This window comes from Dickeya sp. Secpp 1600, from assembly GCF_003049805.1.
Taxonomy (GTDB): Bacteria; Pseudomonadota; Gammaproteobacteria; order Enterobacterales; family Enterobacteriaceae; genus Dickeya; species Dickeya fangzhongdai.
On record NZ_CP023484.1, the window covers coordinates 940,375 to 953,252 of the forward strand.

The window sequence follows — 12,878 nt, forward strand, 5'->3', positions numbered from 1 at the left end:
TCTGAGGCGAGCATACCTGTGTGATGGGTGAATATCTCTGACGAAAAAATCACGAATATGTGAGTTAAATTCACATATCTATCGATGCGGAGACAACGGCCGCAAACGCCTTGACAGTCAATCTTCCACTCGCATAGGGTGGAAACGGCAGGCGCGGCGGACGGGCGAAATCCGGCCGGCCGACGCCAGTGGCGGTTTTACACACAGCCTGACGTATCCGGTAACGAGAATAATAAACAAGGTGCTGCAACATGAGTCTGACGACGTATCTTGGCAAACAGGTGCTGGGGGTGCTGGCCTGTTACCAACAAGGAAATGTGGTAATTCATATCTGTGGTGTTTATCCACGCGCCGACAACAGCCTGCGGGTGTTTTTCCCCAAGGGGCATGATCTGGCGGTGGGGGATCTGGCGACGGTGCATCTCGACAATCGCACCGGCGTCGATGAGTTTGACGCCAATATTTCGGTGTACCGCGCCTCATACAAGGGGCGGGTGGTCGGCGTGGATGACGACTGGGTGATTCTGGCGCCGCGCGAGTGCCAGCTATTGCATGGTTTTACGCCGGTGGTGGATGTCCGCGAGCCGGGCTATGTGTTCCCGACCGATCTCCGGCCGGAACGACCGGTGCCGTTTACCCCGATGGCCGCGCTGCCGGATACCGAACGCAAAGACTTTACCAATAAGGTCGGCGTATTAGTGACGATGGCGGAAGAGCAGCCGCACACCACGGTGCTGGCGTTCCTCTCCTCGGTGGAAGACGATATTTTCCTGATTACCTTCCCGGAAACGTTTAAATCCAAACTGCTCAAACGTAACCCGCACTGCTTTTTCGCCATGGATGAGCGTTCGCACTACACCTTTGAACGTTCCATCGAATGGAACTACACCCTGATTGAAGGCGATGCTTACCTGATCGACCCGGCAACGCCGCTGTTTGAAGATGTCCGCCACGCGTTCATCAATAAGAACCCGTGGGAAATGGCGTTTTTCCTGCGGCCCAATCTGGAGATGTACCATATCAAGAGCCGGCAGCTGGTTTGCCCCGGCTCACGCCAGCCTATCGGCGATGCATGAAATAACGCCGCCTGATAATATCGATTGACGCCCTGCAAATTGCGGGGCGTTTTTTTATTTTTTTCTAAAAAGAGAATGCATTGAAACGTTATTTCTGTTTTGCGGATTTTTTTAATAACTGCTTTATAAGCAGCGTGTTATCTATTTTAAAATTAAATAATTGAAACTTTTTTGGTTAACATCGTTCGTTACGCTGATTTGTTTTTTATATTAACGATGTTTTTATATGATGAATCGGCGCAGTGCCAATTATTATCGGGAGGGCATTTCTTTATTAACCGACAATAAAACCGGTGATGGGCAGTAAAACGTAAGGATAGGGTTCGACATCATGTTTGTTTGCCCCGCTATCTTCGGTGGTGCTATCTACGGTAGTGATAACGGGGCAAATGGTGAACGATGTTATTTAAAATCCACCGTCATCAGTTCAGGTACGCTGAATTGACGAGTGGTTTCAACGCACTTGCCTACATATTCGGTAAAGCGCGGCGGAGTTTTCATGCCCAGTTGCAACAGCTTGCGGTTGCTGAACTTGACATTCAACTGGGCGAACGAGCCGTACAGACGCATGGCGCGCAGCATCAGGCGTTCGTTGCAGGGGCCGTACAGCTCGCTGAAGCTGCTGCGCAGTTTAATCAGGTCGTGGTAACTCACCTGACGGTAGGCCTCACCCATCGGCGGGCGCGACGCCGCCTGCGCCATCGCTAGGTCCACTTCGCTGAAACTCACGCTGGAGGCTTCGCCGGCGGAAATATGGTAGATATCGTCGACCGCCTGCTCGGCGTGCAGCAGCATCAGGATAGCTTCGGCGCAGAAGTCCACCGGGATAACATCGATTTTGTCGTCAAGCGAGCACATGAATCTCTGCAGCTTCATCGCCATCTCAAACACCCAGTAGATGCTGCTGGACGGCTTACAGCCCAGACGGGAATGGCCGACGATGATCGACGGGCGCACAATCAGCAGCGGCATGGCCGGGCAGTGCTCACGCATCAGGTTTTCGATGGTGGCTTTGGACAGGGTGTATTCGACGATGTGCGATTTTTCCGTATCCAGCAGGTCGGATTCCTCCACCACTTCGTCCTGATCCGGTACGCAGGACATCGCGGTGCCGATCTGAATGAATTTTTGCAGCGATTTAACCTGGCTCATGCGTCTGGCAAAGGCCAGCGTGCCTTCTACGTTCACTTTCCAGATCAGCGGATTGTTGCCAAATGAGGCGATTGCCGCGCTGTTGATAACATGGGTGACGCTGTCCAGCGCCGGATGTTGAAGAAAAGATTCAGGTTCAGCCAAGTCGCCGACAATAATATTGTCTTCCGTCAAACGAGATAATGATGATTCCGAAATATCAAATTTACGCAAGTTATTTAGGATTCGTTTAAGTCCGTCCTGTTTATTTTCGGCTCTGACCAACATAAACAAATTTTCAATTCGCTCGTCCTGTAGCGCTTTTTCCATCACAGCACCGCCCAGGAAGCCTGTTGCTCCGGTGATGAGTATTGTTTTCATGATGTTAATACCATTTTTATGTAATAGGGAGGTGCCGTCTGAATCGCGCTCAGATACAGCGGCGACATTCTATTTCAGTGGGTTTTCGGTTTTCAATTTTCCGGCCGGCTTTTCTTATCTTGTTGTCGTTCCGTTTAGCTTTTTTAGCTTTTTCATTATTTTTTAATTAATGTCCCTGACCATTGTTACAATTATTTATATATGCATTAAGAAATCAATCGATAAATTATTAAACCTGGCGTGAGTGTCAATGTCTGGGGAAGAGTGTCGTCGGTTTCTGCGCGCCGGTCATCGGCGGCGGCCATTTCGGGTAAGCGGAGGTGCGAAGGCGGTGAGAAGAAGAGAACGCAATAGCCTATCGCCGCCGGAGCGTTGCACGCACGGATACCGGCGACGACAGGAACTGGATTAGAACGTATAGGTAACGGCAAACGTCCCCTCGCCCTGATCGGCGCGAAACACGATGGGGCTGTTCGAGGCTTTATCGTTCAGGCGGGTATAGCTGCCGCTGAGCGTGGCGGCCCAGTGCGGATCAAACTGATGGGTCCAGAACAGCGAGACGGACTGACCGTACAGACCGCTTCCGGCTTGATAGACGCGGTAGCCGGAGTTCTGGCTCTGCTGCTGGTTGACGCCGTAAAACAGGTTGTTATAGCGGGCGTCGCCGAACAGCAACGTGCCCTGAGCGCCCAGCGTGTCCGATTTGTCCTGGAACAGAATGCTGGTCAGCGATGTCTGGTATTGCACGCCCTGGCTGTCGGTCAGCGGCAGAATCGCCTTCGCTTCCACCGACAACTGGTCGGTAAATTGCCAGCCCAGCGCCACGGCGGTGTTCAACACGCCGTCAATGTCGCCCATGCCGCGCAGTTTGTCGGAGCCGGAGCGGAAAGAGGATTTCTTGTCGGTGCGACCGATGGAATAACCCAGCGTGTGTTCAAGATAGAACTGGCCGAACTGCAGGTCATAACCCGCGCCTTTGGCGGTGTCGAAAAAGAAGGCGCCCTGACGAGCCTGAATCACCGGCAGCATATCCCAACGGCGTTCATCCGAGCCGCTGTAGCGCGGCGCATTGTGGGCGGCAAGGCCGAGGGTGACGCCATCCTGTTGACCGGGGGCGGCATCGTCGGCCCAACTGATGTTGCTGCCGGCGAAGAAAAGAGTAGCTATATAAAAGGGAATATGTCGCACTATCATCCTGACTGACTCCTTAGACGGGTAAATGTGTTGCCTGCAACAGGCGTTTTCGTGCATCCCTGTACGAGAGCTGGTTAGTATACGCATCAGCGTCAATGTACTGTCAGCAAATCATGAAGAAATTATCAAGAGAACCACGATGAGTCCGAAACGCATTCTGATAATCGAAGATGACACGGATGCTGCCAGCGTGCTGGAAGCCTATCTGAAACGTGACAATTTTCAGGTTTTGCTGGCGGGAGATGGGTTGAGCGGGCTGGATATGGCACAGCGCCTGAAACCGGATTTGATCTTGCTGGATGTGATGCTGCCGGGAATGAACGGCACTGAAGTGCTGGCCGCCCTGCGTCGCAAAAGCGATGTGCCGGTGATTATGGTCACCGCTATGGGGGACGACACCGATAAGATCGGCGCGCTGCGGTACGGCGCGGACGATTACGTGACCAAACCCTACCATCCCGGCGAAGTAGTAGCCCGCGTGCAGGCGGTATTGCGGCGCACCTGCGGCGCGATGACGTCCGGGCGTTTGTTGACCTTCGGCACGCTGGAGGTGGATCAGGATGCGATGGTCGCCTCCGTGACCGATGCGCAGGGCGAGCGCCAGCCGCTGGACTTGACGCCGACGGAGTTCAGCCTGCTGGCGACCCTGCTGCGCGCCCAGACCCGCGCGTTTTCCCGCCAGGAGTTGCTGGAGGCGTGTCTGCCGGACAGCGACGCGCTGGAGCGGGTGGTGGATACCCATATTTATAATCTGCGCAAAAAGCTGGAAGCGGTCGGCATTGGCGGGGTGCTGCTGACGGTGCGCGCGTTTGGTTACAGGTTCCGTTAGCCATGAATAACATGCCTCATCTTTCGCTGTGGCGCTGGCTTTGTATCCGCATTTTGTCGCTGGCGATTGGCTCGATAGTGTTAATCGCCACCTGTATGTGGCTGCGGTTTGCCATCTGGAATCTGTGGGTTATCCATCGAATGCCGGAAGCGGTGCGTCATGAGTTCACCACATTACAGAGCAACCCCAATCTGAACCGCGCCCGTTACTACGAGATTCTGGATACCTGGTACGGCCCTAAGTCTTTCGACCTGTCCATCGCCTCTGAAGACTGGCTGATCCTTTGGGTGCTGGTGCTGGTCGCCATTCCGCTGATTGTGATGTTGGGGTTATGGGCTGCGCGACCGCTGTCGGTACAGTTTAGCCAACTGGCGATGTCGGCGCGCGCGGTGGCGCGCGGGCAGTTCACCACCCGCGCACGTATGGTGCCGGGCGCGCCGGCGGAGCTGACGCTGCTTACCCGCGATTTCAATGCCATGACCTCCCAGCTGGAGCGTTATGAGCGCGAACTGCACGCTTCGCATGTGGCGATGGCGCACGAGCTGCGTTCGCCGTTGACCGCCGCGATGGGGCGATTGCAGGGCATGCTGGACGGCGTTTTTTCTCCTGACGATCGGCAGTTGCAGATGGTGATGAACCAGATGCTCAACCTCAACCGCCTGATTGAGGATCTGCATTTGTTGTCGATGGTTAGCGCTGGTCAGTTAGCTATCGATAAGACCCGGCTGAACCCGGTGGAGCTGTTGCGCGACCGTATCGTCTGGATGAAGCCGAATGCCGAAGCGGCCGGTTTTACCATCACGCTGCATGCCGACGAGGAGGGATATTGCCTGGCGGATCCGCTCCGGCTGGGGCAGGTATTCACCATCCTGATGGATAACGCGCTGCGCTACGCGGTGGAAGGTAAGGCGCAGCGTATTGATGTGGCGCGGCGCGATAATCGCTGGTTGATCCGTTTTCGTGACTACGGCCCCGGCGTGAGCGAGGCATTTCTGCCGTATATTTTCGAGCGCTTTTCCCGCGCCGATACTTCGCGGGCGCGCCATTCAGGCGGCAGCGGGCTGGGGCTGTCGATCGCGCTGGCGATTTGCGAAGCGCTCGGCGGCAGCCTGACGGCGGAAAATCACCTGGAGGGCGGCATGTGTTTTACTCTTGAACTGCCGGCGGTATGACCTCGTTCAGGGCGTGGCGGTTGGGATAAAACCGATTTTTCAGCGCTCTTGATGGTTTCTTGATGAAGTGTGGAAACAATCTGGAAATGTGTACGGTGTAATAGTTACTAATCGGTAACAGGAAGCCCATCATGACGAATACAGAGTCCACCTTTTGCGCCCTTCATCACGTAGCCTGTCGCGGAGGCAACACTCTTTTTCGCGCCGGTGGGCTGGGAGCCTTGCTGCTGGCCGCGAGCCTGTTGTCCGGCTGTAACGACGCCGGCAGCGAGCCGGCTCCCGCGCCGCCGCGTCCGGTTCGCACCGTCACCGTCGCGCCGTCCGCCACCGGTGAGGTGTTGTCGCAGATTGGGGAGATCCGCCCGGCCGAAGAGACCGCACTGGGTTTCCGTCTGGATGGGCGGGTGGTTTCGCGTGTGGTGGATGTGGGCGCCATCGTGAAGCAAGGCGATGTGATCGCCACGCTGGATGCCCGCGACAGCGAAAACCAGCTGCAGAGCGCCAAAGCGGACCTGACCCGCGCGGTGGCCTCGGAACGGCTGGCGGAGCAGAACCTTAACCGGATGAAACAGCTGGCGCCCAACGGCGCCATTTCCCGTTCGCAATTGGATGAGGCGCAGTCGAACTGGGCCTCGGCGGTTTCCGTGCGTGAAAGCGCGCAGGCCAGCGTCAAAAGCGCGCAGGATCGTCTGAGCTATACCCGCTTGTCTGCGCCGGTCGCCGGGGTGATCACCGCGGTCAGCGCCAACCCCGGTCAGGTGGTGAACGCGGGTCAGGAAGTGGTGCGGCTGGCGACCTTCGCCGGCCGCGACGCGGTGTTCAATATCTCCGAGCGTCTTATCACCAGCGGCCTGAAGGATCCGCTGGTGACGGTTTCGCTGTTATCCAACCCGGCTGTCAAAACGCAAGGGCATGTGCGTGACGTCAGTCCGCTGGCTGATAGCGAAACCCGCACCTGGCGGGTGCGGGTTTCACTCGTCGAACCGCCGCAAGAAATGGTGCTGGGCGCGACCGTACAGGGCGAGGTCACGCTGCCGGGCGGCAATGCCATCGAGCTGCCGGCGTCGGCGCTGACCCGTCAGGGCGATCGCCCGGCGGTGTTTGTCGTCGACCCGCAAACGCAGACGCTGCGGCTGCAACCGATCACCCTGCGTAATTACAGCGACTCGCAGATCGTTGTCGACGACGGTCTGGTCGCCGGCGACAAGGTGGTCACCGCCGGCGTCAGCAAGCTGCGGGCGGGCGAGAAGGTTATGTTGACGGAGGCGAAGTAATGTCATCCGCATTCAAACAGAAGTGGAACCTCTCCGCCTGGGCGCTGGCTCATCAGCAACTGGTGGCCTTTTTTATGCTGGTGATTGTGGCGGCGGGCGTCATGAGCTACGAACGTCTGCCGCGCAACGAAGACCCGGCCTTTACCATCAAAACCGCGGTGGTGTCCGCCAGTTGGCCGGGCGCCACGGTGCAGGACACCGTCAGTTTCGTGACCGATGTGCTGGAAAAGAAACTGCAGGAAACCCCTTACCTTGATTTTATCGAGAGTTACAGCCGCCCCGGCGAAGCGGTGATTTTCGTCAACCTGCGCGACAGTACGCCGCCGTCCGAGGTAAAGGGCATTTGGTACACCCTGCGCAAAAAAATGAAGGATATTACCCCCACCTTGCCTGACGGGGTGAGCGAGCCGGCGGTCAACGACGAGTTCGACGATACCTTCGGCACCATTTATGGCTTTACCGCCGAAGGCTACTCGCCGCGCGAGCTGCGCGACAAGGTGGATGATATCCGTACCGAACTGCTCGCCACGCCGGATGTCGGCAAAATCGATGTGCTGGGCGTGCAGGAAGAGCAGATTGTGGTGGCGTTTTCCCCGCGGCAACTGGCCGGCATGGGGCTGGACTTGCAACAGGTAACGGCGGCGCTGCAGGCGCAGAATGCCGTCAGCCCGACCGGCACCATTCGGACCGATAACGACAAGGTGGCGTTGCGCGTCAGCGGCGCGTTTGTTTCCGAACAGAGCCTGCGTCAGGTAACGCTGCGCATCGGCGGGCGCTTTATCCCGCTGACCGATATCGCGACGGTTCATCGTCAGGCGGCGGAACCCCCGGCGCCGACGTTTCGCGTCAACGGCCAACCCGCCATCGGGCTGGCGATCTCGATGGCGCCGACCGGCAACATGCTGGATTTCGGTCAGGCATTGCGCAGTAAAATGGCGGCGATTAGCGCATCGCTGCCGCACGGTATCGAGGTCGTCAACGTGGCGGACCAGTCATCGGTGGTGAAATCCTCGGTTAACGGCTTCGTCAAGGTGCTGCTGGAAGCGGTGGTGATCGTGCTGGCGGTGTCGTTCGTGTCGCTGGGCAGCCGCGCCGGGCTGGTGGTGGCCGCGTCGATTCCGATTGTGCTGGCGATGACGTTCACCGGCATGGAGATAGCCGGTATCGGTTTGCAGCGCATTTCGCTGGGCGCGTTGATTATCGCGCTCGGGCTGTTGGTGGACGACGCCATGATCACGGTAGAGGCGATGGTGTCCAGCCTGGAGAAGGGCGAAGCCCGCGAACAGGCCGCCACCCGCGCTTACGAAACCACTGCGTTTCCGATGCTGACCGGTACGCTGGTGATGGTGGCGGGTTTTATTCCGGTCGGGTTTGCCGCTTCCAGCGCCGGCGAGTACTGCTACTCGCTGTTTATTGTGGTGCTGATTTCGCTGCTCAGCTCCTGGGTGGTGGCGGTGCTGTTCTCGCCGTTGATCGGCGTCTGGCTGCTGCCGAAGACGATGAAAGCTCATGATCACAACGCCGGCCGTCTGTCGCGGGCGTATGCCCGCCTGCTGTCGGCGGCGCTACGCTATCGCGGCCGCACGCTGTTGCTATCGGTGGCGTTGCTGGCGCTGGCGGTCGTGGCCGCCGGTCGGCTGGAGGGCGAGTTTTTTCCGGCGTCGGACCGACCGGAACTGCTGGTCAGCCTGACGCTGCCGCGCAATGCCTCGCAGGAGGCCACCGAGCGGGAAGTGGCGCGGCTGGAGCAGTCGCTGAAAAACGATCCGGATCTGGATCATTTCTCCACCTATGTCGGGTCCGGCGCGGTGCGTTTTTATTTGCCGATGGATGTGCTGTTGCAGAATGAAAACATCGCGCAACTGGTGGTGGTGGCGAAAGGATTAAAAGAACGCGATGCGCTGCGCGCCCGGCTGGAAAAACGTTTGCAGCAGGATTTCAGCCACCTGGTGACCCGCGTGTCGCCGCTGGAACTGGGGCCGCCGGTCGGCTGGCCGCTTAAGTACCGGGTAACCGGGCCGGATATCGACAAGGTGCGCGAGTACGCCACCGGGCTGGCGACGTTGATCGGCAGCAACCCCGATGCGCGCGAAGTTAACCTGACCGCCGGTGAGCCGGAGCGCGCCATCCGCATCGACGTCAACCAGACCGAGGCGCGGGCGGTAGGCATCAGCTCGCAGGATGTGGCCAGTGCGCTGGCGACCATTTTCTCCGGTTCGGTCGTAACCAGCGTGCGCGATCGCAATCGAATGGTGGGGGTGGTGGTGCGCGCCCGGGATGAGGAGCGCCAGAATCTGGATACCGTCGCCAGCCTGCAACTGCGCGCCGCTAACGGTCAGCGGGTGCCGCTGGGGCAGATAGCGTCCGTCGGGTACGGCGTGGATGAGCCGATCATCTGGCGTCGCCAGCGTTTGCCGTTTATCACCGTGCAGACCGACCTGGCGCCGGGCGTGCGCGCCCAGACCTTATCGACAACGCTGGCGCCGCAGGTGGCGGCCTATCAGGCGGCGTTGCCGGCCGGTTATCACATTGAGGAAGGCGGCTCGGTGGCGGAGTCCAACAAGGGCAACAACTCGGTGTATCAGGTGTTGCCGGTGACGCTGCTGGTGATGCTGATTTTGCTGATGGTGCAGTTGCAGCGCTTCTCGCGCATGATGCTGGCGCTGCTGATGGCGCCGTTCGGGCTGATTGGCGTGGTGGCGGCGATGTTGCCGACCGGTACGCCGATGGGCTTCGTCGCCTTGCTGGGAGTGATCGCGCTGGCGGGAATGATCATCCGTAACGCGGTGATCCTGATCAGCGAAGTGGACACCAACACGGCGGCGGGCATGCCTGCCGACGAGGCGATTATCCATGCTGCCCGTCACCGTTCCCGGCCGATTCTGTTGACCGCGCTGGCGGCGATTTTGGGGATGATCCCGATCGCCACCCAGGTGTTTTGGGGGCCGATGGCCTACGCCATCATCGGCGGGTTGATCGTCGCCACGCTGCTGACGCTGACGGTGCTGCCGGCGGCGATCAGTCTGGTGATGCAATGGGAAACGCGCGCCAAAGCGCAGGGGTAAAGTGGGTGAGGGGATGAATCGCCGAACGGTGCCCCGACATCCGTCACGATGCCGGGGGCGCGGGATCAGAAGGTAAAGCTCAGTTTGGCGGCGGCGCCGTAGGTGTGCTTGCTTTCGGTGCCGACCATGCCGGTCAGATCAAGATGCACGCCGAACGGCGACAGGCCAAGACCGGCGGTGACCAGATTCTTATCGCTGTCGCGCATATTGGCGCGGTAACCGACGCGCAGCTGCGCCCAGGACAGTACGCGATATTCCGCGCCGACGCCGGCGTACTGGTTTTTCTTCTCCGAGTCAAAACCGCTGGCAGGCGTCAGGTCGATATCGGTCGCCAGCGTCAGCTTGTCGGTGTTCCAGGCCGTTCCGGCGGTGACCTGCGGCCGAAGGTTAAAGGTTCTCTGTATACCTTGCACCTCTTTGGTGTCGATGCGGCGGCCAATCAGGTTCTGCGCCACCAGCCCGGCGCTCCAGCGCGATGTCAGGTCGGTACTGAAACCGAGATCCAGGTTGGCGCCGGAGCTGGATTTCTTGAATTCCGAATTGCGGAAATCAGACGTGCTGTAGTTATTGATCGACGCAATATAGTTATAGGTGTCGATCCGTTGCAGCTTGGGGGTGATACCCACGGAAACCGGCTGACCGGCGATGCTGAACGATTTCGCCATCGCGACGCCGTATTCGGTCACCAGCGCGCCCGCGCCTTCGGCCCGGGAGGTGAAACTGTTCAGGTCGGCCGAGGTGGGAATGGTGGTGCCCGCCGCCACGCTATCCAGATAGGTCAGATCGCGGTCGGTCACCACGGCTTTGGCATTCGCCACGCCCCAGCCTTTGACGACGACGGCGAAAGGCAGCGTTTCGTTAGGAACCGCCACCACGGTAGCGGCAGCGGCATCGCCGTAAGCGCGGTCGCCATTGATGCTGTGCAAATCGCTTCTCAGCGACTGGAAGGAGGAGATGCCTTGTTGCAGCGCCAGCCGCCGCAACAGCGGGTTAGTGATGCCGCTGCTGGAGTTCAGCAGGTCTTTGATGCTATCCCAACTGCTTTTGATGCGGTCGAACTTATCTTCCACTTTGTTGGGGTCGGATACCACAGCGCCTACCGAAGGCAGAATCAGGCTAACGTTGTCGCTGGCCTGCGCTTTGGTCAGCAGCGCCGGGTTGGTCAGCGCGGCGGAGCCGTAGTGCGATGAAGCGACCCCGGTTCCGCCCATAGCGTCGTTCCTGGCATCAGACCAGGTTCCGGCGGCAAGAGTCACGGCAGGAGAAAACAGACCCGCTACCGTCATGGCGCGGACAAGTGATTTTTTATGCATACGAGCATTCCTTTATCAACGAAGGTATTGAGGAAAAAATTCCTTTTTGCTGTGTGCTCGTAGTTTTTTATAAATATTTACCCGTCATACTTCAAAATTGCAGGTGCGTTGGCTTTCCTCGCTCATCCCAGTCACTTACTTGAGTAAGCTCCTGGGGATTCGCTGCGTTGCCGCCTTCCTGCAATTCGAATTATTTAGGGTACAAACGCGGTAACTAAAATAAATAAAACCCAAGGACACCCTTATGCAGGCTGAGCAAAAACATACCTTGGTTGAAAGGAATGAATATCTCACGTCAAACTGAGACTGCGTTTCGGCGTGTCTTGCGACAATAGTGGCACAGCCTAGCATTTTCATTTCTGACGGCGATAGCCCTTCACCCGGTTTCAGGCATGCACAGGCATAATGATTTTCTAGCGGATTGAATTTATTGCATTTATTGATTGAGTGAATAAAGGGGTTTAATTTGGCTTATTTGAGTGAATGAATTTCTTGAATTGCTGAGGGGGTTATGTCTATTTTTAAACCATAGCCCTCATCAGATAACGCGAATATTCATTTTGCGGCGATCCGGATTCTTTCAATGTTTTTTCCTCGACGGTATTCGGCGTCATTCAATCAACCGTTATTCCATCAGATTCTTTTATGCTGATATGGCCTGTCGATGCCTGATACGGCCGAAGAGACTGGTGTGCGAAAGCGAGTGCTTATAAAGCGATTGCTTATTTAGGGGAGCCTCCTTACCCTGAAAGTTCAGGCGCAATGCGATTCAGTGAGCGGCAATAAGTGAACGGCAAAGGGTAAGGTATGCGGACAATCGAAAAATTTCAGCGCGGCGACTTGCTGGCGGCAGCTTGCCCATCACGCGAAGTGCTACAGCACATTACCAGCCGTTGGGGCATCCTGATTCTGATTGTGCTGGAATCGAAAACGCTCCGCTTCAGCGAACTGCGCCGCCTGATCAATGGCGTCAGCGAACGTATGCTGGCCCAGACCTTACAGTGTCTGGAAGGCGACGGCCTGATCAACCGGGTGGCCTATGACGTGGTGCCGCCGCACGTGGAATATAGCCTGACCCCGCTGGGGAAAGAAGCCGCGGAGAAGGTGCGGGTGTTGGTTGACTGGATTGAGGACAGCATGCCGCGCATCGCTGATCACTGGCGCGAGTCGGGGACGACGCGATCGCGGAAAACCTCTGCCTGAAATGCGGCGGGAACCATGCCGGATTCCCGCCTGCGGTTAGCGCTTTTCACACGTTAGTGAATGATCACAGCCTAATGATTTCTACCGGTTTTATTGTTGATAAAACCAGAAAGCTGTGTTTAATTTTAAGTTAATGCTTTCGCATTTTTTCTATTTTAGCGTTATCGATTTTACACCAGGTTTGATTTTTTAAATTAATAACAGATTCTTGCCATGGATATCCTGCCGGTTGGCGCAGGG

The 12,878-nt window shown here is 57.4% G+C and carries 9 protein-coding genes; 6 read left to right on the forward strand and 3 right to left on the reverse strand.

Annotation, left to right across the window (positions count from 1 at the left end; translation table 11 throughout):
• Positions 1-251 precede the first annotated feature (251 nt).
• Positions 252-1,076 (forward strand): hypothetical protein, encoded by an 825-nt coding sequence (locus CPA59_RS04375; protein WP_038918000.1) that lies wholly within the window; start codon positions 252-254, stop codon positions 1,074-1,076.
• 402 nt (positions 1,077-1,478) lie between these two features.
• Here the strand turns inward: CPA59_RS04375 and CPA59_RS04380 are convergent, their stop codons facing one another.
• Both CPA59_RS04380 and CPA59_RS04385 read right to left on the reverse strand, forming a co-directional pair.
• Positions 1,479-2,588 carry an SDR family oxidoreductase gene (locus CPA59_RS04380; RefSeq protein ID WP_038918001.1) on the reverse strand — a complete coding sequence of 370 codons (1,110 nt, stop codon included), beginning with the start codon at positions 2,586-2,588 and terminating at the stop codon, positions 1,479-1,481.
• A 408-nt stretch (positions 2,589-2,996) separates the two neighbouring features.
• Positions 2,997-3,782, reverse strand: coding sequence for a MipA/OmpV family protein (locus tag CPA59_RS04385; protein ID WP_038918003.1), 786 nt, complete (start codon positions 3,780-3,782; stop codon positions 2,997-2,999).
• A 139-nt stretch (positions 3,783-3,921) separates the two neighbouring features.
• Between CPA59_RS04385 and CPA59_RS04390 the strand changes: the two genes are divergently transcribed.
• The 4 genes from CPA59_RS04390 to CPA59_RS04405 all read left to right on the forward strand — a co-directional run bounded on the left by CPA59_RS04390 (position 3,922) and on the right by CPA59_RS04405 (position 10,122).
• A complete protein-coding gene (locus CPA59_RS04390) occupies positions 3,922-4,611 on the forward strand; it encodes a response regulator (protein WP_107758764.1) in 690 nt (229 codons plus the stop codon).
• Between the two features lie 2 nt (positions 4,612-4,613).
• Entirely contained in the window at positions 4,614-5,783 is a 1,170-nt protein-coding gene (locus tag CPA59_RS04395; RefSeq protein ID WP_038918005.1) for a cell wall metabolism sensor histidine kinase WalK, read from the forward strand.
• A gap of 131 nt (positions 5,784-5,914) precedes the next feature.
• Positions 5,915-7,057, forward strand: coding sequence for an efflux RND transporter periplasmic adaptor subunit (locus CPA59_RS04400; RefSeq protein ID WP_082170918.1), 1,143 nt, complete (start codon positions 5,915-5,917; stop codon positions 7,055-7,057).
• Positions 7,057-10,122: an efflux RND transporter permease subunit gene (locus CPA59_RS04405; protein ID WP_107758765.1), complete on the forward strand. Its 3,066-nt coding sequence runs from the start codon at positions 7,057-7,059 to the stop codon at positions 10,120-10,122. Before CPA59_RS04400 ends, CPA59_RS04405 begins: the two co-directional genes overlap by 1 nt.
• A gap of 65 nt (positions 10,123-10,187) precedes the next feature.
• Here the strand turns inward: CPA59_RS04405 and CPA59_RS04410 are convergent, their stop codons facing one another.
• Complete coding sequence (locus tag CPA59_RS04410; protein ID WP_038918007.1) at positions 10,188-11,435, reverse strand: conjugal transfer protein TraF; 1,248 nt, start codon at positions 11,433-11,435, stop codon at positions 10,188-10,190.
• A gap of 807 nt (positions 11,436-12,242) precedes the next feature.
• On the opposite strand from CPA59_RS04410, the gene CPA59_RS04415 reads away from it, so the two are divergent.
• A complete protein-coding gene (locus CPA59_RS04415; RefSeq protein WP_038918008.1) occupies positions 12,243-12,638 on the forward strand; it encodes a helix-turn-helix domain-containing protein in 396 nt (131 codons plus the stop codon).
• The last annotated feature ends 240 nt before the right edge of the window (positions 12,639-12,878 follow it).